Source organism: Synechococcus sp. W70.1, from assembly GCF_047461515.1.
In the GTDB taxonomy this organism is placed as follows: Bacteria; Cyanobacteriota; Cyanobacteriia; order Thermostichales; family Thermostichaceae; genus Thermostichus.
Genome location: NZ_JANSHH010000013.1, coordinates 126034 through 150467 on the forward strand (window position 1 = coordinate 126034; position 24434 = coordinate 150467).

Annotated in this window: 17 protein-coding genes, 1 tRNA gene and 1 other RNA gene; 11 read left to right on the forward strand and 8 right to left on the reverse strand. The window is 53.3% G+C overall.

Annotation, left to right across the window (positions count from 1 at the left end):
• Positions 1-123 precede the first annotated feature (123 nt).
• Positions 124-1038, forward strand: coding sequence for a branched-chain amino acid transaminase (locus NW808_RS02700; RefSeq protein WP_414393039.1), 915 nt, complete (start codon positions 124-126; stop codon positions 1036-1038).
• A 59-nt stretch (positions 1039-1097) separates the two neighbouring features.
• Entirely contained in the window at positions 1098-1616 is a 519-nt protein-coding gene (locus NW808_RS02705; protein ID WP_414410548.1) for a phosphoribosyltransferase, read from the forward strand.
• Between the two features lie 81 nt (positions 1617-1697).
• Here NW808_RS02705 and NW808_RS02710 read toward each other — a convergent pair whose 3' ends face one another.
• Positions 1698-4553, reverse strand: a complete 2856-nt coding sequence (locus tag NW808_RS02710) for a methyltransferase domain-containing protein (RefSeq protein ID WP_414420198.1) — start codon at positions 4551-4553, stop codon at positions 1698-1700.
• Positions 4554-4837: 284 nt separating this feature from the next.
• Between NW808_RS02710 and NW808_RS02715 the strand changes: the two genes are divergently transcribed.
• Positions 4838-5371 carry a type IV pilin protein gene (locus NW808_RS02715; protein ID WP_414420199.1) on the forward strand — a complete coding sequence of 178 codons (534 nt, stop codon included), beginning with the start codon at positions 4838-4840 and terminating at the stop codon, positions 5369-5371.
• A 109-nt stretch (positions 5372-5480) separates the two neighbouring features.
• Here NW808_RS02715 and NW808_RS02720 read toward each other — a convergent pair whose 3' ends face one another.
• From NW808_RS02720 to NW808_RS02730, 3 genes are all read right to left on the reverse strand, one after another.
• Complete coding sequence (locus NW808_RS02720) at positions 5481-6476, reverse strand: glycosyltransferase family 2 protein (RefSeq protein ID WP_414420200.1); 996 nt, start codon at positions 6474-6476, stop codon at positions 5481-5483.
• Complete coding sequence (locus NW808_RS02725; protein WP_414420201.1) at positions 6449-7768, reverse strand: 2OG-Fe(II) oxygenase; 1320 nt, start codon at positions 7766-7768, stop codon at positions 6449-6451. The genes NW808_RS02720 and NW808_RS02725 overlap by 28 nt, the downstream gene beginning before the upstream one ends.
• Positions 7769-7927: 159 nt before the next feature.
• Positions 7928-8071, reverse strand: a complete 144-nt coding sequence (locus tag NW808_RS02730) for a hypothetical protein (RefSeq protein WP_414329082.1) — start codon at positions 8069-8071, stop codon at positions 7928-7930.
• A 171-nt stretch (positions 8072-8242) separates the two neighbouring features.
• Here NW808_RS02730 and NW808_RS02735 point away from each other — a divergent pair, with 171 nt between their 5' ends.
• The 3 genes from NW808_RS02735 to NW808_RS02745 all read left to right on the forward strand — a co-directional run bounded on the left by NW808_RS02735 (position 8243) and on the right by NW808_RS02745 (position 15145).
• Entirely contained in the window at positions 8243-10321 is a 2079-nt protein-coding gene (locus tag NW808_RS02735; protein ID WP_414420202.1) for a glycosyltransferase, read from the forward strand.
• Positions 10322-10917: 596 nt separating this feature from the next.
• A complete protein-coding gene (locus NW808_RS02740; RefSeq protein ID WP_414420203.1) occupies positions 10918-12399 on the forward strand; it encodes a glycosyltransferase in 1482 nt (493 codons plus the stop codon).
• A 4-nt stretch (positions 12400-12403) separates the two neighbouring features.
• On the forward strand, positions 12404-15145 hold the full coding sequence (locus NW808_RS02745) for a class I SAM-dependent methyltransferase (RefSeq protein ID WP_414420204.1): 2742 nt from the start codon (positions 12404-12406) through the stop codon (positions 15143-15145).
• A 38-nt stretch (positions 15146-15183) separates the two neighbouring features.
• Here the strand turns inward: NW808_RS02745 and NW808_RS02750 are convergent, their stop codons facing one another.
• The 4 genes from NW808_RS02750 to ssrA form a co-directional block, all read right to left on the reverse strand.
• Entirely contained in the window at positions 15184-15855 is a 672-nt protein-coding gene (locus NW808_RS02750; RefSeq protein ID WP_414420205.1) for a Uma2 family endonuclease, read from the reverse strand.
• Between the two features lie 117 nt (positions 15856-15972).
• Positions 15973-17004 (reverse strand): UDP-3-O-(3-hydroxymyristoyl)glucosamine N-acyltransferase, encoded by a 1032-nt coding sequence (gene lpxD / locus NW808_RS02755; protein ID WP_414420206.1) that lies wholly within the window; start codon positions 17002-17004, stop codon positions 15973-15975.
• A 15-nt stretch (positions 17005-17019) separates the two neighbouring features.
• The gene (locus tag NW808_RS02760; protein ID WP_414410555.1) at positions 17020-17538 is read right to left on the reverse strand and encodes a DUF4330 domain-containing protein; all 519 of its coding nucleotides are present in this window, start codon (positions 17536-17538) and stop codon (positions 17020-17022) included.
• Positions 17539-17664: 126 nt separating this feature from the next.
• Positions 17665-18060, reverse strand: a transfer-messenger RNA (tmRNA) gene (gene ssrA / locus NW808_RS02765).
• Between the two features lie 100 nt (positions 18061-18160).
• Between ssrA and NW808_RS02770 the strand changes: the two genes are divergently transcribed.
• The 5 genes from NW808_RS02770 (at position 18161) to NW808_RS02790 (ending at position 24428) form a co-directional block, all read left to right on the forward strand.
• Positions 18161-18232 (forward strand) — tRNA-Lys (locus tag NW808_RS02770).
• Between the two features lie 68 nt (positions 18233-18300).
• A complete protein-coding gene (locus tag NW808_RS02775) occupies positions 18301-19320 on the forward strand; it encodes an endonuclease domain-containing protein (RefSeq protein ID WP_414420207.1) in 1020 nt (339 codons plus the stop codon).
• Positions 19321-19342: 22 nt separating this feature from the next.
• On the forward strand, positions 19343-20062 hold the full coding sequence (locus NW808_RS02780; RefSeq protein WP_414420208.1) for a hypothetical protein: 720 nt from the start codon (positions 19343-19345) through the stop codon (positions 20060-20062).
• A gap of 2 nt (positions 20063-20064) precedes the next feature.
• The gene (locus NW808_RS02785; RefSeq protein WP_414420209.1) at positions 20065-23331 is read left to right on the forward strand and encodes a helicase HerA domain-containing protein; all 3267 of its coding nucleotides are present in this window, start codon (positions 20065-20067) and stop codon (positions 23329-23331) included.
• 206 nt (positions 23332-23537) lie between these two features.
• A complete protein-coding gene (locus tag NW808_RS02790) occupies positions 23538-24428 on the forward strand; it encodes a hypothetical protein (RefSeq protein ID WP_414420210.1) in 891 nt (296 codons plus the stop codon).
• Positions 24429-24434 lie beyond the last annotated feature (6 nt).

The following is a 24434-nucleotide window of genomic DNA, read 5'->3' on the forward strand; positions in this document are numbered from 1 at the left end:
GAGCGCCTCCGGCCCTTGATTTTCTGGCGCCCGTCAGGTGGGCTAGAGAACGGCGGACTCCCGCTGCTGCGTCAATCGGCGATAATATTCCTACCCCTTTTCCTGCTGCAGTAGGTGCCGACCATGCCCGATTTTCTGCCCTACGCCTACTTTCAGGGCCAGATCGTTCCCTTTGCCGAGGCAAAGATCTCCATTGCCACCCATGCTTTGCACTACGGAACGGCAGCGTTTGGCGGCCTGCGCGGGATCCCCGATCCGCAAAATCCGGATCAAGTGCTGGTGTTTCGCCTGGATCGCCACTGCCGACGGCTGAGCCAAAGTGCTCGCCTACTCTGCTTCGATTTGCCTGCGGAGAAGATCGAGCAGGTCATTGTGGAGCTGATCCGGAAAAACCGCCCTTCCACCTCTTTCTACATCCGCCCCTTGGTGTATACCTCCGACCTGGGCATCTCACCGCGGCTGCACAACATCGAGAAAGACTTCTTCGTGTACGGGTTGGAATTGGGAGACTACCTCTCGCCGGAAGGGGTAAGTTGCCGCATCAGCTCATGGGCCCGCCAGGAGGATCGCAGCCTACCGCTGCGGGGCAAGATCACTGGCGCCTACATTACCTCCTCCCTGGCCAAGACCGAGGCAGTACAGTCTGGCTTCGACGAAGCTATCTTAATCAGCTCCCAGGGCAAAGTGAGCGAAGCCTCGGGCATGAACATCTTCATCGTGCGCAACGGCGTGCTGATTACCCCCAGCTTCGACCAGGACATCCTAGAAGGGATCACCCGCGACAGCGTCCTCACCTTGGCCCGCGACCTAGGGATCCCCACCCAAGAACGCCCTGTCGATAAGTCAGAGCTGTTCATCGCTGACGAGGCCTTCCTCACTGGCACCGCCGCCAAGATCACGCCCATCCGCCAGATCGAGCAGTACGTCCTGCCGTCGTCCCGCCCCATTACCGAGCAACTGCGGCAGAAGCTCACAGCCATCATGGAAAACCGGGATCCCGCCTATTCCCACTGGGTAAAGGTGATCCCCCTGAACTAGGTTGCCATCTCCAGGCTGGCTAGATGCGATATAGATAGTTAGAGCTGGAGAGGGATCCCTTGCACGAGATTTCTATCACCTGGGCCGACTACCACCGCAAAATCGAAGAGCTGGCCGTCAAGGTTTACGAAAGCGGCTGGGAGTTTAACCAAATTGTCTGCATCGCCAAGGGCGGGCTGCGCATTGGCGACACTCTGGCCCGCCTATTCGATCTCCCTCTAGCAATTCTTGCTGCTTCCTCCTACTCCGGCCCTGGCAATCGCCAGCGAGGGCAGCTAATTTTCTCGCGGGATCTGGCCATGACTACCGCCAACCTGGGCAGCCACGTGTTGTTGGTGGACGACTTGGTCGATTCCGGCATGACCCTGAAGCGCTCTGTCCACTGGCTCAAGCACCACTACGGCTTTTACATTGAGGAAATCCGCACCGGTGTACTCTGGTACAAAGCAGCCTCCATCTATCAACCGGATTACTATGTGGACTATTTGCCCGATAACCCTTGGATTCACCAGCCCTTCGAACCCTACGAGCAGATGACACCCAAGCAGCTAATGGAGTCCCTGCGCTCTTTGGGTTAAACTGCAAATCTAACTCCTGAGTAAGCTTTTAGATCGACAAGCAGCTCAACACACCGTATTCCGGTTGCTGAAGTTGCACCCCTACTTAGTTGCAACTACATTTAGGCTAACTGGTTCCCCGAGAAAGACCATATCGCTGCAATCATTGAACAGCCCAAATCTGTCCACCTTTCGAATAACCCTGAAACCTACCTGAGCAAGTAAAGCAAATAAGTATTCCCACGAGAAGCCAACTTTATGGTAGTTTTGCTCATCTACTTGGTCACCGAACATCATACGCATAATGCGAAACCTCTGCTCTAAAGAAACTTCATCCTTCAGATAAAGACGGCAGAGAGTAGGCATATCTGGGACACTGATCATCAACTGGCCCCCAAAGCGCAAAACCCGGTGCCACTCTTTGAGAGCAGTAGGTAGTTCACGTGTGTAGTTAAAGCGCTGCAGAATATAGGGAGCGTAGATGGCTTCTATAGAGTTATCTTCAAATTGACTGAGATCAATGGCGCTTCCAACATAATCCACATGGTCTCCTACCTGACTATCTAGAATCTTCCAGTCTGGATGAGGCTGCTTACCTCCAATATGAAGACGAATAGACTCAGCGGGCTTGGGCTCAGCTTGGCAATCTTCTAGAGGAGGAATAGATTGAATAAGTTGATGCTCATAAGCTAGCTCGAAGAAAACTCTCTCCATGGCTTTAGCCAACCGCTTTGGATCCCATACTATTGATCTGTGATATGAATCTCGAATAGTTTGCTTAGCTTTAGCCAAGCATTCTGGATTATTGCCTAGCTGGATCCCACGCTCAATAAACTCCTCCACCGACCAGGTGATGCAATCCTCGAGGCCAACATTTTTCAGCAGGCTGTAACTCATTCGGCCATAGTAATGCCTGCCCACTAGGGTAAGGACTGGCACACCCATATAGAGAGCTTCCATGGTGTGGGTTGCACCTGTGTAGGGGAAGGTATCCAGAACGAGATCCACTAAGGCTAGTTGGCCACGATGCTCTTCCACACTGCTGGCTCGAGCAAGAAATCGGACGCGATCGAGAACGCCCAGCTCTTTGGCTCTTTCCTGGTAGTGTCTAATAACCGTAGCAATTTCTCCTGATCCTTTGACAATCAAAACTCCGTTGGGAACGGCCTTTAAGATTTGCAGGTGAGCGTCGATACATTTGGGAGTACGTTTGTAAGCACTAGCTGCGGTTAGGAAAACAACATTTTTCGGCTCTATTCTCAGACTAGTCTTAAAGTCTACCTCGTTGGTAGCACAGACGTCCAGATGATCAACAGCACAGTAGCTGGGCAAGCGAATAATTCTTTCATGGTAGTCAGCTTGGGCCTCCTCAGGAAGGATATGGGGATCGGCAAAGAAGTAGTCAAATTCCGGCAAACCGACAGCATCTCCACCAAGCCAGCCAATTTGGATAGGAGCTGCCCGCAAGGCCGCTACGATATTGGCGTCGTAGCTGGTAATGGAATCCATAAAAACCATGATGTCAATGCGATCCTCACGAGCTTGGGCAGCTACTTGAGGTGGTTTGATTTCCTCTGGGAAAAAGTGAAAATGAAGGTTTTCGTGAGAGCGAAATTTTTGGTACATGTTGTCATGGCTAGCCATCTCTTCGCTTTTCCACCCTTGGTAGTAGTAATAGACTACATCGACCAAAACGCGAGATAGATTTCTTAGAATAGCCTCACTGAGAAAGCCCACTGAGTGGCGCTGGAAGCAGCTCCCCAGAAAACCTATCCGCAGCTTGCGTCCTTTTCCCTCAGCTTTCTGATACTCTTGCTGGTTCTTTTGCCAATACTCTGACCAAAGAAAATCTCGTTGAGAAGCCATTAGACTGAGGCAATCGTTAAAGACTCTGCCAGCAAGCTGCTGATAATGACGAATTAGAGGCCGATTGTCCGTCAAATAGCTCCAACAAAAGCAGAGGCGAAAAAGAATAGCTTTAGCGATAGTCAGGCTCTCAAAGAGATTTTCGTCGTTGACCTCTAGGGAGCTTAGGTCAACTGATTTGGAGGAGAGCAGATCAATAACTTTTTGAATTGCAAGCTCTAGCCGGTCTGGCCGAGCGGCGTGGATCAGCTTTTCCATGGATTCTGAGAGAAGAGATAGGCGCAGGGTAAAGTTCTCCTCAGCTTGGGGACTATCGGATGCACTAAGAAGAGCTTCTCCCAGAATCGAATAGCCATCGCTGGTGGAGTGCTGGAAGAGGGCACGAGCTGCTTTTTGAAAGAAGTCGCCGATCAGATCCTCTATTGTCCACAAACCTTGATAGCGTTCGGCTTGCTTGGGATCTGCTGCCTGAGCTAGCTGAGCTAGGAGAGCAGCAAATCCGGATTTCTGGTCCTCCAAAAGACGAGCTTGTAAAGCTGTGGCCACCTCAAAAAACAAATCCAGGTAGCCGTCATCCCATAGCCGAGTGAGAAGTTGAGTCAGGAGGGGCTCCTGGGTAATGTCTAGGGTCTGCTCTTCTCCCAAACTGGCCAATTGCTCCGCCAAAGCCTGCCCGTAAAAGCCCACGGCCAGCTCGTCTTGAGCTTGCAGAGCCCGCATCAGCAAAACTTGGGTGTTGTCCCGCCGGAATGGATCCAGCTCAAAAGCCAGCTCGCGCAGCTTCAGGCAAACCTGGAAACGTTGTTGCTGCGAATCTTCAGTGGAGCTTTTTTCCAGGCTTTCTGCCAAGGATAGCAACACCTCTACCACCTTCTCCGCCGGCAGGATTCCTGCTTCTACCAAAGGTGTGTAGAGCTGGTAGGCAAGGTTCAGCCGGTTGGCAACCAAGGCCTGCTCCAGCGCCGATAGGGTGATTGCCTCTGGCTCAGAGGGAGAAGCCGACTCATCAGCCAATGAAGATGAGGGGAGGTCACAGAAGCCCCGCAAAAACTCCCGCCAACCCTTTGCGTCTTGCTCTCGGTAGAAAGCCACCAGCCACTCTGCAAAGGCATTGGGAGCCTGCTGAAGCAGTTGCCTAGCTTCCAGGATCTGGGCTTGCAGTGTAGGGTTCATGGGTGGGAAGGAGATCACTAGTCCTAGTTTGCCCCGCTGCAGCCAGCTCAGCTAGACCACCGGTTTTTGGGCTGCGCCTAGCAGAGATCCGCAATTGCACTCCGTGGGAGGGGACTGTTATGAACTGCCCGCCAGCGGGGTAAGTTAATAGCGGCAGGTAACCTGCACGGTTAACTCTCTAGGTTGTCAAAGGATCGAGTACCATGAGTGCGAAGTCTCGTCAGTCTCTGTTTCGGGCCAAGCTAGCTCAGCATATCCTCTCTGCGTCTAAGGGCTTCACCCTGATTGAGCTTCTGGTGGTGATTGTAATCGTCGGTATTCTATCGGCGGTGGCAATTCCTCAATTCCTCAACCAAGTACGCCGCTCCCGTACGGCTGAAGCCCAGGCAGCTCTTACTGAGGTAGGTCGTGCTTCTGAAGTCTATCGGCTGGACTTCTCCCAGTATCCTAATAGCTACACTAGTATTAAGTACGGCTGCCCCACAGACTACTGCGGCAGTAAGCAGGATAAATACATGAATGACCCGTGGAGCGCTCCCAACTACGAGACACCAGCGGCCACCGTTACTTCTTCTGTTGCGCCTCAGGGAATGCGCTGGGACACCACAGCAAATAACGATAAGTACATCACCGCTTCTGGCAGCAGAATTAAATGCTCCCTTGGGCTGGGATCAGCGGAGACAGTTGTGGCTACTGAGTCTACCTTTGTTGGTAAGAGCTGCAACGTCTTTGACTAGTTTCTATCTCTACTTTATGTACTCCGTGGCTCCCTGTGGGGAGCTTTTTTATTTCAGTTGCTCCAGTCTCCCTCAAGAGTAGGCAAGGGCTCTAGGCTAAACCAGTGAACTAGAGCGAGGACAGTAACTGTGATGGGTAGGAGATGCGAGTAAGAATACCCTTTTCGATGAGGTTCTGGTTGGTTTCAGAATTGTTGTAAAGTATAAACTCCTGATAGAGAGCTTCCATGCGAGTTCTATCTCCCGAGCAGTAAGCATCCCGTGAGGCCAAGTGAAAGGGAACCCGAATAGGATTAGACTTTGAGCGCCACCAGTAGTCAGGAAAGTTTCCCAGTTGGGCGTATTTTTTATAGTAGTTCTGCAATCCGCAGTTCAAGTAGTGCAAAATAGAGGGAGACGACGTTACTAGAGTATGATCCCCTGGAATATCAAAGCTATGTACGCTGTTAGGCAGAAGAGAGGGATAGATCCGAGCTGCTGACTTTCCATTCTGGTAAGCCAAAAAGTATTGACTCTTACTAGAGATCTTCTGAAACTGGGTATAGAATCCGGGATCCAAAATAGCAGGGTTTCTCTTAAATAAAGTGACCTCGCGGAAGTAGTCTTCGATCTCAAACGCTTCGGGAGCTGCTTCGTGGTTTAGGAACGTAACCTGGAATATATCGTCGCTTACTTGATCAAACCAATCCAAAGCCATCATCTGGCCAGGATAAAAAAGCTCATCTCCATCAATATGAAGAATCCAGTCCATGCCCTGATCCAGGGCAAGTTGTATAGCAGTTTCTACGTTAAGGATCTGACGAGCCATGACCTCATAGCCAACATGAGGGCCATATTTTGGGTAGAGAACATTCCCCAATGCTTGTTGGACTTGCAAAGCTTCATCGTTGGGAATAGCCGTTACATCGGAAAACTGAAGTGCCACCTGAATAGCGGGATCCTCTGGATCGTCAAAGAAGATATAAATATGGGCAATTCCAAGGGCAAGGTGATAGCGAATGAACGACTCCAAGCACACGCCTGGATCCCGAACAGTGGTTACAATACAAACTCTGGCCATAGTGGAGCTGCAAGCCTTTAGGTGTATTGCTCGGATCCTAGCCATGTGTTGATAGTGAAGCGGCTATCAGCGAAGGCTTGGCTAGGGCTGAACACTGGCAGGATCTCATGCAGACAGCTGCTGGAGAAAAAGACGATGCTGTTGTTGGTCGGGATCACCTCGTCATAGGTTCCGTACAGGATTGGTGGGTGTGGCTTCTGCCTCTGCGTGTCATAGATACGCAGCTCACCTCCTCGGTAGGGCTTTGGTTCTCTGTGAAAGTAATATACACAACTCACTTGTCGAAAAGCGGTTTGCGGGTAGGAGTTATCAGCATGCATGGTAAAGTAGCAACCATCATGGCTAGCAACCATCTCCATTTCAAAGATTTGAATATCAAAATCTTCAATACCAAGCTTAACAAAGATATCGGGAGCCACTGCCGCAATTTTTTCTCTCAGCAGGAATCCATACTCTTGAAAATAAGCATAATCCAGACGTAAGGATCGCCGAAACTTCAGTGACTCAGCTTCGGTGTTGTTTTGGCTATAGCTTCTGGAGAGGATAAACTTATCTTGGTGAGCGATGGCATGCTCTAGAATTGCTTGGTTGACTTCAGCAGGTAGGAAGTTATCTAGCTTAACGTACCTGCAGGGATAAAACCGCGCTGGCTCCGGTGGATCCGGCTGAGCAAAGGTGAGGAACAGTGGACTGGTAGATAGCAATAATCCAGGGGCAGTTGCTTGGATGTAAGCCAGGTCTCGTTCGCTTAAGCCTTTGCGCTGGGGATCCCAGCTTAGGAGATAGATACCTTGACCCAGATTGTGAAAAATCTTTTGCAGGTGAAAGCTGGGATCCACCCCCATCAAATCTAGGCTGGCTTGGGCTATGGCTCCGTAGTGGCAATGGTTGACCAAGTACAGGGCTGAGTCGGCCAAGTAATCCCGCAGTAGCAAAGACTGAAGCAGACAGGTACGGTAGTCCGTGAGTTCAGTCCAGAAACAAACGCCAATCTGGGTCTCTGGGAAACATTGACCGAGATCTGCCAAAAGGGCAGGGATGGGGCCTTCTAGGAGTAGAACCCGTTCTTCTAATCCCAACTGAGAAATTTGGGTTTGGATATCTTCTGTGCTGATTGACTTTTCGGATGAGCTCTGTAGGGGATTCCGTAGAATCACTGCTAACTTTTCAGGATAGCGAAGCATTGCCTGCAAAACAGCTGCGGACTCTTCCCAGCCAATCTGGCAGAAGATTTGCTGGCTAGGAAGGCAGGCTAAAGCCCAATCTAAGAGCTGGGTGAGACTCTGAGCTTGCTCCAGTTCTAGGAGAAGATCCTGAGCAAGGTCTTGGCAATCCATGGGGAGGGATCCCTGACGTCTGCTCTAACTTAATGTACCCGGATCCACCCCCAGTTCTCACAACTTTTAGGCCAGGCGCTTAGCCCTTTGCTGCTCCAGTTCAGCCTTGGCAGGCATCAGTTCCCCAGCGGCAGTGGCCCACAGAATCCAGGTGGCCTCCTACCCTCCCACTTCGCTGGGTACAGCCTCAAAACCTTGCTCGGCATGGGTGGTGGAGATGAGCAAGTCCATCTGGCACGTGTGCCGCCAGCTTTCCATGGGTATGCCATTGTCGTAGGAGAGCTCGTCTTGGGTAGGGGCCATCCAGGCAGGTAAACTGGATTCGGCTCTTGCAGACAGGGATCCATGGGGTTGCTTATAACCTATGCTCGGCTTATCGTTTTCCAGGGCAACAGAGATCCCTTGTTGTTGTGTCCAATCCTAGTAGCCTGTAGGATCTAGAAGAACCTGACGCTCAACTCGGGGAGTCGAGAAATGCAAGACATCAAGGCCAATGCTCCGCGAATTCTCCTCAATTGGCCAACTCCGCCAGACTATATCCCGCCCCCGCAGCTTTCAGATCGGCAGGTCAGTCTTTGCCCCAAGAGAAAAGCCAAGGGCTTTGGACTAAACTTTGTCAATCTCTCTAAGGAATTGGTGGAGTGCCCAGAGGGAGACTATGACCTCTATGACTTTGTGCAGCAGTCTGAGCAAATTACAAACAAGGAGTTTGACCTAGTTGTTGTTTGGACTTCGAGCTTCGACTACAGCAATCCTCTTAATACCAAAAAGTTTGGCTGTCCAACTGTTTTACTGGCTGGAGACACCCACCACTGGGAGTTTCCCATCAACCATCTCTTGGCCTACTGGGCTACTGAAGGCTTTGATTACGTCGCTACTGCCTATAACTTCCAGCATTTGCACTGGTTTGCCGCAGCAGGCGCTGAGAATCTTGCCTGGTTGCCTCTTATCTCCATGCGCACTGTTACCCACGATTGGGTGGAAGATAGAGAAAATCAAGTGGTCTTTATCGGCCAACAGGGATCCCGCCATCCCAGGCGTTGCCGGCTGGTTCAAGCCATAAAGAATGCAGATTTGCCCATCCTCATCAAAACAGCCAACCGCCAAGAGGCAGCCAAATGGTTTGCCCATTCTCTGATTTCCTTTAACTGCAGCCAAAATGGGGATCTGAACTTAAGGAACTTGGAAGTGATTTCTGCGGGGGGCTTTCTGCTTACTGACCAGCTCTCCTTCGCCTCAGGATTGGACGAACTTTTGGCGCCCGGCACCTACTGCGACACCTACAACTCCGAAGCCGAACTCCTGGAAAAAGTTCGCTACTACCTAGACCATCCCCAAGAAGCCATTCAAATTGCCCGCCGCGCTTATCACACTTTCGACCAACACTGGCATCCCCGCCACCGCATTCAGAACCTGCTGGACTGGGTGTTTGGGGGAGAGCTGCCGGAGCCCTTTCGTTACTCGCCCCGCTCTGATGTGCGCTACTTTGTCAGCACGGCCAGCTCTGCCTGGATAGACACACGACTAGGAATCTACGAGCCCATTCAAGAGCTGCATCGCGTGCAGGAGCGACTGAGGGTATTTGTTGGCCGAGGCTGTCCTGGGGTGATAGCCGCAGACTTGCTGGACTTGCCGCGGCTGGAGCTGTACGTGGAAGAGGGGTTTGGGGATCCCTGTGCCCTGCTGCAGCAGAAGGGAGTGCCCGAGCGAGTTCACGAGGTGAGAGGGGAGCCAGCCAGTTGGCCTAGTTTTGATGCGGTGGTGTGCACAGCTGAGGACTTGCAGCGGCTGGGGCGGCCTGTGAGAACCAGCTTTGCTTTCATCCTGGGAGAAGACACGCAGCTCCTCTTTGCCAATGCGGGAAACATAACAGAAACTTTTCTCATTGACTTAATCCAAAAGGGCAGCTCTGCTCCGTCAGCTTGGTTGCGGGGGTACGAAGGCCTTGAGTATGAAGGGACAGTAGCCAGCCTGAGCCGCATCTATCAGCCTGCTGTTTCTGTTCTTTCTGATGTCAGGGTTGTCGTGGATGTGAGAGCGGGGGTGGGCGTGGCCAGCGCTTGTTTCAGAACTCTTCACCCTGAGGCGGCTATTCACTGTTTCGAGGTAGATCCCCTAGCTCTACACCTGCTGCAGCAGAATGCTCTTGGCCTGGGCAACTGCTTTGTGCATTCGGTGGGGCTAGCGGGGCAGAATAGCTGCAGAACTTGTCGCCTCTGGCCGGAGGATCCTCAGGCCGAGTGGGGAGTGGAGCAGGGGCTCCCTTTCCGAGAAGCCAGGGAAGCTTTGAAGGAGTTGGGTTTGGAGTCCATCGATGTGCTCAGGGTAGCTACGGGTGGGGATGAGGTGGAGGTATTGGCTAACCTGCAGCCGCAGCTTAGGGACATCAAGGTGATTTACGTGGAGTTTACTTCTGAGCAAGACCGCAAGCGGATTGACCAGATGCTGGATCCCTCTCATCTCCTCTGGCAGGAGGAAGTTTCTCAAGGTAACTACGGGTGCTTATGTTATCTGAATAGATGCATATTCTACGAAAGCAGTGGTAATCTTTAGAAGGCAATCTTTAGGAAGCTCTGAGACTGATGAATCCTCGAGTTCTACTAGTTTGGATGACTCCACCTGATTATATCCCACCTCTCACTCTTTCAGAGCGTCAAGTAACTCTATGTCCGAAAGGAAAGGTTAGAAGACAGATATTCGGTTTTTTTAGTGTTCCAAAAAGCTTAGTTGAGTGTCCTGACAAAGACTTTGACCTCTATGAATTTGTCCAGTATTCAGATCAAGTTGAAGACAAAGAATTTGACTTGGTGATTGTCTGGACATCGAGTGTTGATCTGACTAGTCCTTTCAACACGAAAAAATTTGGCTGCCCAACCGTCTTGCTAGCCGGAGATACGCATCATCATGTGCTCCCTATCACCCACCTTCTAACTTACTGGGCCACTGAAGCCTTTGATTATGTTGCCACCGCCTATGACCGACAGCACCTCCACTGGTTCGCAGCAGCAGGAGTTCAAAGGCTAGCTTGGCTGCCTTTCATTTCCGCTTGTCTCACCAGCTCCAGTTGGATAGAAAAGAAAGAAATTAGAGTTGCGTTTGTGGGTAACCTTAATTTTAACTCTTATCATTACAGACGTCTTAAGTTGATCATGTCCTTGAAAAAACTGGGTCTACCTCTACTTATAGAGACTCGAGTCCACAATCCTCTAATATTTGGTAGCTCGTTAATCTCTTTCAACTGCAGCCTGAACGGGGATCTGAACTTAAGGAACTTGGAAGTGATTTCTGCGGGGGGCTTTCTGCTTACTGACCAGCTCTCCTTCGCCTCAGGATTGGACGAACTTTTGGCGCCCGGCACCTACTGCGACACCTACAACTCCGAAGCCGAACTCCTGGAAAAAGTTCGCTACTACCTAGACCATCCCCAAGAAGCCATTCAAATTGCCCGCCGCGCTTATCACACTTTCGACCAACACTGGCATCCCCGCCACCGCATTCAGAACCTGCTGGACTGGGTGTTTGGGGGAGAGCTGCCGGAGCCCTTTCGTTACTCGCCCCGCTCTGATGTGCGCTACTTTGTCAGCACGGCCAGCTCTGCCTGGATAGACACACGACTAGGAATCTACGAGCCCATTCAAGAGCTGCATCGCGTGCAGGAGCGACTGAGGGTATTTGTTGGCCGAGGCTGTCCTGGGGTGATAGCCGCAGACTTGCTGGACTTGCCGCGGCTGGAGCTGTACGTGGAAGAGGGGTTTGGGGATCCCTGTGCCCTGCTGCAGCAGAAGGGAGTGCCCGAGCGAGTTCACGAGGTGAGAGGGGAGCCAGCCAGTTGGCCTAGTTTTGATGCGGTGGTGTGCACAGCTGAGGACTTGCAGCGGCTGGGGCGGCCTGTGAGGGCTAACTTTGCTTTTGTCTTGGCAGAGGACCACCAACTTCTTTTGGCCAATGCCAGTAAGTTAATGGAAGCAGTGTTGACTGGCTTTGACTTTGGCAAACTCAGGTTTTCGGTAAGGCTCTACCCAGACACCGTTTTTTACGAGAGGACGTATCTTAACTTTCCTGTGTTTCTGTCTAGTCAGGTGCAGACGGTTATCGACATCGGAGCTGGGGTAGGCCTTGGTAGCGTTTGTTTTCGGGGTTTCTGCCCTGAGGCGGCCATTCATTGTTTTGAGGTGGATCCCTTGGCCTTGCACCTGCTGCAGCAGAATGCTCTTGGCCTGGGCAACTGCTTTGTGCATCCGGTGGGGCTAGCGGGGCAGGATAGCTGCAGAACCCGTCGCCTCTGGCCGGAGGATCCTCAGGCCGAGTGGGGAGTGGAGCAGGTGCTCCCTTTCCGGGAAGCCAGGGCAGCCCTCAAGGAGTTGGGTTTGGAGCCCATCGATGTGCTCAGGATGGCTACAGGTGGAGAGGAGGTGAAGGTGTTGACCAGCTTGCAAGAGCAGCTCAAAGACATCAAGGTGATTTACGTGGAGTTTACTTCTGAGCAAGACCGCAAGCAGATTGACCAGATGTTGGATCCTACCCATCTCCTCTGGCAGGGAGAAATTGTAGCAGGCCAAAGAGGAGTCCTTTGCTATCTAAGCAGGGCTTGCTTTGTCGACAACAATTTAAGCATTGGAGGAGAGACTTAAGGTTATGAACTCAACCATTATCGTTACGGCTGCTGACAGCAAGTTTTTTGAATTGGTTCAGGGGACTATTCTCTCTATTCGAGAGAAACCTCAGGGGCACTCTGTAGATATTGGATTCTTGGATGTAGGCTGTACACCGGAGCAGTTGCAATGGATAGGTCAGTACGTTGACCACATTGTTGAGCCAGATTGGAACTATGATATTCCCGACATTGATAGACAACCCAAGTATCTCAAGGCACTAGTTTGTAGGCCTTTCCTTCCTGAATACTTTCCAGGCTATGAAGTTTATATTTGGATTGATGCAGATGCTTGGGTGCAAGACTGGTCTGCAATTGAGCTTCTTACCCTGGGAGCAAGATACAAAAACCTTGCAGTTGTTCCTGAGTTGCTAAATACTCTCTTCGATCCCTGTCCATTTTCGCATCAAGCTTTTCACCTCTCGGGATACATCAAGTACTTTGGAGATGTATATAACCACCTATACATAAGACCAGTTCTAAATGATGGTGTATTCTCTGGAAGTAATTCCAGTATTCACTGGGTAGCATGGAAAAACAGACTGAGCCAAGCTATCTCTATGAGCCTCGATCTATACTCAGATCAGTATTCTCTAAACCTGGCTATTCATAATGACTTAGGGATAGATAACGTTCAAATTTTACCATTGTTTTGTAACTGGACAGTTCATAGTAAACTACCTCTATGGGATCCAAAAAGAAAGCTCTGGGTTGAGCCTTGGAAGCCTTACATCCCTTTAGGGATTCTACACATTTCCTATAAAGCTAAGGATAGAAAAACTCATGTAGCTCATACTACCGATGGCTTCAAAGTTGAAGCCAGTCTTTGGTACCCTAGAAGCCATTCTTCTCCAATCAGAAGGTATGACTATGTATCAGCTAATCAAAAGAAAATATATCTCGACTACAGCTTCCCTCTAATGACTGCTATTGATCCAGGGCCTCATCCCTGGCCTTATCTACGGAAAGAAGTTCCTCACCTTTGGACTGCGGATTTGCGTCAACCTACCATCGGCTTTGTTAGTCGAGACGAGGCTCATATTCTGTACAATACTGCCCTTAAGCTACGAGGAAAAAACGCCCTAGAGATCGGCTGTTGGCTAGGTTGGTCAACTGCGCACCTGGCGGCAGGAGGAGTTATTCTCGATGTGGTAGATCCTGCTCTGGCCGATCCCCAGATTTATGGAAGTGTGGATCAATCTCTTCGCTCGGCTGGAGTTCGCTCTAATGTCAATCTCTACCCTGGCTATAGCCCAGCAAAGGTAGAGGAGATCGCCAAGACAGAGAATCGCCGCTGGTCTCTGATTTTTATCGATGGAGACCACACCTCACCAGCCCCCTTGCAGGATGCTCAAGTGGCAGAGCGCTATGCTGCTGAGGATGCCTTGATTCTGTTTCATAATCTAGCCTCGCCGGATGTGGCTGAAGGTTTGAATTACTTGAGAGACAGGGGCTGGAACACGATGATTTACCAGACCATGCAAATTATGGGAGTGGCCTGGCGAGGCAATGTCAAGCCCGTTGAGCATATTCCAGACCCTGCTGTGAATTGGACATTGCCAGAGCACCTCAAGGACTATCCGGTCTGTAACCTTGAGTTGTCTAGGGTGCTAGAGAAAGTTAAATCTTTTACCTTGCTGGGCTTTGAGCGTCTTTGGAGCCTTTATTCACTGGCTAAGCAGGTTTGTGAAGAAGACATTCCTGGGAACTTTGTAGAATGTGGTGTTTGCAGGGGTGGAAGCTCAGCTTTGCTGGCCTGGGTGATTAAGAACTACAGCCGTCGGCCTCGCAAGCTGTACGCCTTTGATACCTTCTCGGGTATGCCCGAGCCAACAGAAGTGGATATCGATTACCGAGGAGTTGCTGCCAATGATACGGGCTTTGGAGCAGGTACTTTAGCAGCACCCGTTTCAGAGAATCTAGAGGTCATTGCCAGGGAACTGGGGGTCTGGGATCTCATTGTTCCTGTGCCGGGGCTCTTTTCCGACACCTTGCCTGTTTATCGAGAGCAGGTGGGCGAGATTGCCTTGCTGCATGCGGATGCAGACTGGTATCAGTCGACGATGGATATTTTCCGTCATCTCTACCATCAAGTTAATCCCAGGGGGTTCATCCAGGTTGATGACTATCAAGACTGGCAAGGGTGTGCAAAGGCTGTCCATGACTTTGAGCAGGAGCTTGGAGTTTTCTTCCGGCTGCACAGTGTAGCTGAACCATATGGATGGAAGCCAGATAGCCTAGAGGTTCAGGGTTGGCCTAGTGCTGTATGGTTAAGTCCCTCTGAGAACTGGCCGGTAATCACAGATGGTTTGATACAAACCTTCAAACCAGAAGGGATCCGTCTAAGCAAGATTAACGTGGGTCTTTTCCCCTACTGGGAGATGGAGACAGAGCAGCTTGTGCAAGAGTTGGAGGTTCTGTTGGAGTCAATTCTACGTAGCCCCGACCCAGAAGACTATGCCCTGATCTTCCTGGGAGACCCGGATCCGCAACTGGCCAATCAAACTCTGGAGATAGCTGCAGGCAACATAGCTCTCAGGCTCATGGAAGAGGGGTTAGAGCTCAGTAGAGAGCCGTTCTGTTCAGTGGTAGCTGGCTTGAACCCCCATCAATGGGAGAGGCTGATTCCCCAACTCAACTATCGCTATCCCCTAAAGCGCGAGCGTTTTCCGAAGGGGTTACGGCCCGCTATTCAGAAGCTGCCCGTGTTGGTACTAACCTTCTAGGGATCCACCTTGTTGTCTTGAGTTGCTTGGTTGGTTGCCTACAGGACGTCTGGATCCACCCCTAGCTCCCGCAACTTCTGGGCCAGGTGCTCTGCTCTCTGCTGTTCTTGTTTAGCCCGCTGCCGCTCTTGCTCAGCCCGTTGGCGTTCGATTTTCTCTGCTTCCTCAGGAGTAGGCACCAGCTCACCATTGGGGAAGAAGTACCGAAGCTGCTGGTTGTGAATCCCCAGGTACAATCCCAGCACCCCGCTCCACCGCCACCCCTCCTTTGTGAGCGGAATCTCCTCGTATTTCTCCCCCCTTAGCCGCAAACCCATGAACTCCAGGGTCTCAGGAGAAAAATAGAAGTACTCTGGAGTTCTGAAAATCCTCTGGTACAGCTCCCGCTTCTCCTCTCGATCCACTTTGGCTGTGGACTCGGAGAGCAGCTCAACAATCAAGTCTGGATATTTCCCCCCTTCTTCCCACACCACCCAAGAAGGGCGGGGGCGGTTTTCTACCCCTTTGACCAAAAACAGATCTGGGCCGTGGAAGTCTTTGGTTTTGAGTTGGTCGCGGCTGTAGTAAACGGTAAGGTTCCAAGACAGGAAGTAGTCGTTGCGATCCTGCCAGATGCGGGTGAGGCAGCTCACCAGAATTAGAAGCTGCAAGGCGTGGAGAGAGTGTTCCATTTCGGGCTCATCGCTGAGCAGCCCCTGGGCCGAAGGCATGAGCTCTGCCAGTTAGTTGCTCGCGGGTGAGGGGAGTGATTTTCTGCAGTTTCTCTTGGGCTAGCATCTTTGCGTTGGGGGCAAGCAAGTGAATTAGCCATCGGCAGGGATCCCCATCTATGTCCCACTGCTCTGTTCCAGCTTGGCCACACGAGCTTCCAGCTTGCGCAAGGTACGTTGCAGCTCAGGCAAGTGCCGCTGGACGGCCATGCTCTTGCGCCATTCGGCAATGGGTTGGTGGGGGTAGCCGGCCACGGTTTGACCAGCGGGGACGTCGCTGGTTACTCCTGTCTGGGCAGCCACGCGTACGCCATCGCCAATATGCAGGTGCCCAGCCAGGCCGCATTGCCCAGCCAAGATGACGTGGTGGCCCAATTGGGTGCTGCCGGCAATGCCCACCTGAGCCACGATCAAGCAGTGGGATCCCGTCTTCACGCCGTGGCCAATCTGCACTAGGTTGTCAATCTTGGTGCCCCGGCCAATGCGGGTCTCGCCAACAGCGGCCCGGTCGATGGTGGTGTTGCTGCCCACCTCTACGCCGTCTTCCAGCACCACCCGGCCTGCCTGCAGCATGCGCCGCCAGGAGCCGTTGGGAAGAGGAATGTGGCCAAAGCCGTCGTCGCCGATGACAGCGCCGCTGTGGATTAGGCAATCATCCCCAATCTCCGTGCGCTCGTGAATGACGCAGTTGGCGAAAAGCTGACAGCGGGATCCAATCCGCACGTGGGGGTAGATGGTTACGTTGGGGTGGATTTGGGTGTAGTCGCCAATTTTCACCCCCTCCATCACCACTACATGCGGCCCAATGGCCACACCTTCTCCCAACTCAACGCTGGGATCAATCACAGCGGTGGGATGGATCCCAACAGGCAAGCGATAGGGCTGGTAAAACAGCTCGATGGCCTGGGCAAAGAGCAGACGGGGATCCTTCCCTCGCAGGCAAGCAATGGGGCGGGGCAGAACCAGCGATTCCTCCACAATGACGGCGCTGGCTTGGGTCTGCTCCAGCAAGGGTAGGTAGCGGGCTTCACTGAGAAAACTCAGCTCTCCTGGGCGCGCCTCTGCTAGGCTAGCCACGCCGTGAATTTCTAGGGTGGGATCTCCCTCGTAGGGGCATCCCAATTTTTGGGCGATCTCCTGTAGCTGCATTGGGCTTGAGATCCTCTACGATTGCAGCAGCCGCACATCCATCACGGTTCCACGCAAGTTGTAGCTAAAGGTCTCGAGCTCCAGGGGAAGGCCGACTTTGACGCGGTTGTTGCCTAGGACAATGCCATTTTCTGTCCGCTGGCCCCGTCCCCGTAAAGTAAACACCAGATCAAAGCGGTAGGGCTCTGGGTCAGGCAAGTTCTCAACCCGTCCATCGGGAAAAACCACCGGCACAGTGCGGCTGACGTTTTCCACCCGCACCACCTCCACCTGGCCGTAGGGTTGGTTGCGGATAATCAAGTCAGCCTTCTGACCTGCTTGAAAAGGTTCCAGGGATCGGCTGCTGACTCCCCGCACAATCATATCCACTTCCACCGGCAGCGTGGGGCCACCCCCCACCTGGACGACGCTGCCCACCTGCCGCCCGGGGAAAAACAGGACAGCCACAATCGCCGCTACTACAATGGCCAGCGCCCCCAGATCCAGAAGGCTGACCTTCCCCAGCAGACGCCCCCGTTCATCGACGAGCCGCATCGCCACCTCTTTTCCAACACCCTGCTTTATTGTAGGGTGCCCTACTACTAGGAAACACAGTCGTCGGCCAAGTGCAGCCACCCGCGCGCTCACCGCTAGGTAACCAGTGGCAGCCAACCGGCAAGGGAGTGGAGCTGACGGGAGTCGAACCCGTGTCCGAGATGGGTACTGGGGGCTCACTCCTTCACAGGCTTAGCCTTTCTGACCCTCAAGGCGGGGATCGCCGTTTAGATCCCGGCGATGGGAGATCTCCGCCTAAGCTTAGGCTCTCCCTCGACGGAGCCGGAGAAGAGAGCTGCACCCGTTGGGGTTGTGACCCGCCCACTTAACGGGATCGTGGGAGGATCCTCGAGCTCAGACTTCTCTTACTGAGCCTTAGGCAGCCAGAGCAGCTGCTTTACGAGCAAAAGGTACGACGTTGTTCGCACCTACTTTGTTGAGCCTAGTGGTAACGGGATAAGCTCAAGCCCGACCTGCATCATGAACCCTTGTTCGCCACCCCGTCGAAACCGTTACAGCCCCGGGGTTAGCTTATATCTAGACTAGCAAAACTCTCGGGGATCCGGCTAGAGTCTTTGCGAATGTGACAAAAGTCCTGCTATCATAACGAAAGTGTAAACTCGGGTCGGTAGCTCAGCGGTAGAGCACTCGGCTTTTAACCGATTGGCCCAGGGTTCGAATCCCTGCCGACCCAGCTTGCGATACCCTCTCCCCCCGGCCTGGCCTAGGCTAGGATTCCAGGAGGCAGGTGGGAGAGTCGAGGTGGCCGTTCTTTCGTGGCAAGACCTAGGCAAAGAGGGGGAGGTCAAGCTGTTGCTGGCGCCGTGCGTGGAGGAGGCGCTAGCGAGCCTGGCGGAGGAGGCTGAAACTCGAGAGACGGTCTTTGTCTCCAAGCTTTGGCACCGAATTCCTGCCCAGGATGCCATCCTCGATGAGTGTCTGCAGGTGCTGGCGAGGGTAGCTCTATCCCTCTGGCCTTATTGGTATGGGGAAAAGTTTGAGCCGGGCACAACGGCAGAGGTTCAAGCTCACAATCGTCTCCGCGCCCAAGAGCTACCAGCAAAACAGGATCCCACCATTGCCAACGCCTGGCTCAAGGCGGCCATGCACTTGTGCCAACAGCAACGCCTGCCTCTGCTGCCAGGGATCCAGCGGGCGATCCAGGTGCAGCAACTGGCCAAGGCCATTGCCCCTCGCGAGCTGACCTTGGCTTTGGCAACCGACGAGACGGAGCCGGCGCCCAGCTACTTACTCGGCTTGGCCAAGGCAGCTATCTGGTTGGCTGACCACAGTCAGGCACGGCTGGTGCTGGTGGTGCCGAGCGCTTTGACTGATCACCCCGAATTGGCCTCCGTGAGCTACGGTGCCATTCGACTGCCGCTTCCTGAGAGGCTAAAGGAGTTCGACAGCTCGGTACAGGTGGTGGTGGGTTACAAGGGATCCCCTCACCCCTTCAGTCCCGCTGAGAGAAAGCTGGCCGACCGGGTGGCAGCAGATGCGCAGTTAAAGAATTTGCTGGAATTCAACCAAACTGTACAAAGTGTTAACGGACGCACTTTCCGAGCGGATCTGCTTTGGCGGGAGGGTAAGGTGGTGGTGGAAGTGGATGGGCCAGAGCACCGCGAGCCAAACCACTACTACCAGGATCGCCTGCGGGACTACGAGTTGCTCATCTCCGGCTACTTGGTGTTGCGGATTCCCAATGAGCTGGTGATGTCCGACTGCGAGCGGGCGGTGGAGATGATCCGCAAGGTGGTTCAATTGCAACAGAGCCGGCTTTGAGGCAGGGCTGGAGGTTGGGGAAATGAGCGATTTGTTGCCCAAAAGCGAAATCTTGCTCTGGAAGCTCCTGCTAACAGGGGAAGAACCGACCAAGTCGCAAGTGAAGCCAAAGCATAGGGCCAAAGAGCTCAAGCTGTTGGAGGAAAAGGGCCTCATTGAATGCAAGACTGTAGTCGAAAAGGGAAGGAGGATAACCCGGCTTGTGCTGACTGACAAGGCCTGGGACTGGGCTTCTACCACACCTCCAACGGCCATTGCCCGTTCCAAGTCGCCAGAGGCAGCAGCCGTTTTGCAAAAGGCGTTGGCAACCCTAGTGGATTACGCACAGCGGGAGAACGTTCCCTTGGCGCGGATTCTAGGCCTACGACCGAGTGGCGCGTTCGCGATAGCGGCGCGGAGCGCAAACAGACCCTCTCTCGGTGGAGCAGCCCCTGTTCCTACTGGGCAAACGCAGCCCTGGGAAGTTAGCGAAGGGGAGGTTGATCCTAACTTCCTCGAGAAGGTCTTTCGCACCTGCGAGGAGATGGGAGGGCGCTACTACCTAGTCTACTTATCCGACTTGCGTAAAAGATTTCCCGATGTTCCCTCCTGGCTATTGGATCAGGCGCTCCTGACTTTGAACCGCCAAGCCAAGATAGTGCTGATGAACCTGGACGATCCTCTGTCCATTACTCCTGAAATCGAAGCCGCCGCTATTGACCTGTACGGCTACAAAAAGCACGTTCTTCGTGTTAGGAACTAGCCATGACTTCCAAGGAAAGTACCTCTTTCTCAATCAACCAACAAAAAGCTCTAGAAGCCCTCAAGGAGGTTGATTTTGATTGGACAGTTCATCTTAGAAAAATCTGGCAACCTCCGGATTTTGACGTTCCTGAGCTTAACCGGGATGTCAGGGAGAAGCTATTCAGCCGGCTGGAGAAGTTAATCCAATCTCCCCAGATGGAGACACCCTTTGGAATCCCTGTGCTTGGCAATGGTGGCTCTGGCAAAACCCACCTTCTCAGGGTCTTAAGACAGCACTGCTTTGAAAAAGGGGTGGGATTTGTCCTAGTGGACATGACCGATGTGAAAGACTTTTGGGAAACCGTAATCCAGGGCTACCTCACCTCTCTGCTTCAGGAAGAGCCTGATGGCACTAGCCAGCTCCAAAAAATTCTCGATCTGGTCTTTCTGAGAGCTCTCTCTACTCCCAAGCAGGCGAAGGAGATCGCCAGTTTTTCCCACGAATCTTTGCTCGACGTCATTAGACAAACTCTGCAATGGCTATTCACTCAAGATCGCAAGCACACCATCGAGTACCAAGATTGTGTACGAGCTGCCATTCTAGCTAATTCGAATGATTTTTCACTGGCGTCAATAGGTACTAGCTGGATACAGGGCCTAGGTGTGGAATCAGAGGTTGCCCGACAATTCGGTTTTACCAACGCCAGCTTAAATCCTAGTCAAGTTGTTGCAGGGCTTTCTTGGCTGATGAGCCTAAGGGGACCCACTGTAGTTGCTTTGGATCAGTTGGATCCCATTGTTGTGCAATCTCATACAAGTCCTAGTCCTTCGTCATCCTTGCAGGAGCTCTCGCCAGAGACAGAAAGAGAAGCTTCCCAAAACATCATTCATAACATCGCAGGTGGCCTCATTGGGCTACGGGACTGCCTCTCCCGATCCCTTATCATCATCTCGTGCCTAGACCAGTCTTGGGAAATTCTAACGAAAACAGCTGTTGCAACCTTTACAGGACGCTTTGAGCCGCCTTTAACTTTGACGCATCTTCTTTCGGCCAGTGTCGCTGAGGCAGTTGTTGTTCCTCGCCTGCAGGCTGCCTACCACAAGGTGGGCTTTATCCCTCCCTATCCTTCCTACCCGTTTAAGCCGGAGTTCTTCCAGTCCTTGCCGGAGAGGAACAATCCTCGGCAGCTCCTCCAGAAATGTCATGAGCACAGGGAGCAATGCCTACAGAAAGGGATAGTTATCGAGTTAGGTGTCCCAAGTTCTGCTCCTATCACTCCAAGTCCCCCTCCACTGAAGGAACTAGATCGAATCTTTGAGGAGGCCAAGCAAAAGGTTGATATTTCCCCGTATTTACAGGAAAACGAGAGCGAGATATGGAAAGAGCCCCTAGCTTCTCTGTGCGACTTTCTCGTCTGGCAGGAAAAGTTGCCGGCTAGTATTGGCAGCCAAGTGGAAACTGACTTCCCTGGAGCCAGAAGTTTCTCGCCTCTGCATTCTCGCTTGCGGCTAATCTTCTACGAGGCAAACGAGCGGGAAAGGCACCTTTGTTTTACAGCTATTCAATCAGCTAATCCTAGATCTTTCCAAACTCGCTTAGTAGCTGCTAGAACGGCAGCCGGGATCGACGCGGCCCTGCGATTTCGCAAGTTGGTAGTGGTGCGCACTACCTCCCTACCAGGAGGCGAACGTACTCAGAAACTGTGGCAAAAGTTCCTTGAGGAGGGTGGGATCCACTGGCGGCCCAGTGAAAGGGAAATCAGGGTTCTGCTGGCCCTAGAGCAGCTCAAATCCAGACGCGATTTTAGCAGACGCGATTTTAGAGATTGGCTGGCGGAACGGCGACCTCTTACCCACCTGGCAAATGCTGAGTTGGATTCGGGGCTGGCCAAAATCCTTGCCTGGCTGAGGGAAGGGATCCCGGCTGACTGGGCTACGAGAGCTGAGCCTGAGGAAAAGGGAGTTTCCTCCCCTCCTAGGGCAGGCAACGGCAAAGCTCCTGAAGCCAAGCAAGACTTGCAGCCGCCGAGACCTTCGCCAGGTTTGTTTGTCGGACGACGCTGGATAGCCAACCGGGAGGGTGAGCCAGTTTTTCTGCCCATCGAGGAGCTGGTGCGGCACACTGTGATTTTGGCTGGCAGCGGCTCGGGGAAAACGGTGCTCTTGAGGCGAATGGTGGAAGAGGCAGCCTTGCAGGGGATCCCTTCCATCGTCATCGATGCAGCCAACGACTTGGCCCGGCTGGGGGATCCCTGGCCTGCCGCTCCCGAAGGCTGGACAGAGGAGGATCAAGCCAAGGCAGAGCGCTACTTTGCCCAAACCGAGGTGGTGGTTTGGACCCCTGGGCTGGCGGCGGGCAACCCCCTCACCCTTGCCCCCCTGCCGGACTTTGCTGCGCTGGCCGGTGATCCCGAAGAGCTGGAGCAAGCCGTCGACATGGCCTGGGGCGCCCTCCAGGAGATCGTGGCCCCCGGCAAGACCGTCAGCGACGAGCTGAAGCGGGGGGTTCTCAAGGCAGCTTTGAAGTACTTTGCCACCCACCAGCCGGGATCTCTAGCTGACTTTGCCGAGTTCCTTGCGGACCTGCCTCCGGAAGCAGGAGCCGGTATCAGCAAGGCGCCGCAACTGGCGCTGCAGATGGCTAATCTCCTCAAGGCTGCCATGGTTAACAACAAGTTGCTCCATCAACAGGGGATGGCGTTGGATCCGGCCATCTTGTTGGGGCTGGGCTCAGACTACGGCAAAACCCGGGTGTCGGTTGTCAACTTGGTGGGCCTTCCCACCCTGGGGGAACAGCAGCAATTTCTCAATCAACTGGCCATGGCGCTGTTTACCTGGATCAAGAAAAACCCCGCCCCGCCAGAAGCGCCAGTGCGCGGGCTGCTGGTCATCGACGAGGCCAAAGACTTTGTGCCCTCCCAGGGGACTACCCCCTGCAAGCAAAGCCTCCTGCGCCTGGCCGCCCAAGCGCGCAAATACGGCTTGGGTCTCATTTTTGCTACCCAAGCACCCAAGAGCATCGACCACAATATTGTTGCCAACTGCTCCACCCAGTTTTTTGGCCGGGTCACGTCTCCAGCAGCCATTGAGGTAGTGCGCGAGCAAATTGCCCAGCGGGGAGGAAGCGGAGAAGATGTGGCTGTCTTAAAGGTGGGGCAGTTTTATCTCTCCTCGCAGCAGCTTCAGCCGCCCTGCAAAATCCAAACTCCCTGGTGCCTGTCTTTTCACGCCCCCACCCCTCTAAGCGAAGCTGAGGTGATCCAGCGCTCCCAGGCAGTTAAGCTCTAGGCCCTCATCTTAGCAGTTTTGCCGCTGTTGGCTGTCGCGGCAATCTTCTCATTGCTCTTCTATTCCCTGGCAACTTGCTGCTGCCAATTCCTGAGGCTGCCTGGCAGTTGGGAGGCCTCTGGAGCTATGCTCCCTTAAGGCAACGTCGGGCAAGCTCGAGGCTGGCACGGCCACTTTGGGGAACAGGGATCCTCGGGAGCAGGGCAATGGGGCAGGGGCTAGGAAAAGCTCAGCAGCGGTGGTGGGTGTTGGGTCTAGGGGTGATTTGGGCTTGGCTGAGCTGGGGGAGGATGGCCTGGCCTGCTGCCTCCTGCCAGGATCCTCTCTTCCTCCGGCAAATCTTGGCCGCAATGGGCCGGCCTGAGGTGGTGGTGGAGGAAGTAGCTCTGTTTGATAGAGATCAGTGCCTTGTCCAGTTGGTGTTGGATCGCCGCGGGCTAAGGGGATCCCTGCCACCGGAGATCGGCCAGTTTCGCCGGCTGCGGGCTCTGTCCCTAAGCTACAACCAACTTTCCGGCCCTATCCCCGCCGAGCTGGGGCAGTTGAGGGAGTTGGAACAGCTTTTTCTCGACTACAACCAGTTCTCTGGCCCCATTCCACCGGAGCTAGGACAACTGGGCAAGCTGCGGGGACTGTTTTTGGATCACAACCAGCTCTCTGGATCCATTCCTCCAGAGCTAGGTCGGCTCAGCCGCCTAGAAAACCTCTGCTTGCAAGATAACCAGCTCAGTGGCAGCATTCCTAGCCAACTCGGCCAGCTCAGCTCTCTTAAGGGGCTGTTTTTGGATCGCAACCAGCTTTCTGGGTCCATTCCGCCCCAACTGGGGCAACTGCGCAACCTGGAAAATCTGTACCTGTCGGACAATCGCCTCAGCGGACCCATACCCCCCGAGCTAGCCCAGCTTAAGCAATTGCGGGATCTACGCCTGGCCCGTAACCAGCTCACAGGCAAGCTGCCCAGCTTCTTGGCAGAACTGCCGCGGCTAGAACGGCTCCACATTGGGGGCAACCCCGGCCTGTGCCTGCCAGCTGTCCTTTCTAGTTGGTTTGCCGGCCTCAATGAAGGGGATCCCGCTCCCACCTTCCCCTGTCCCTAGGGCAGG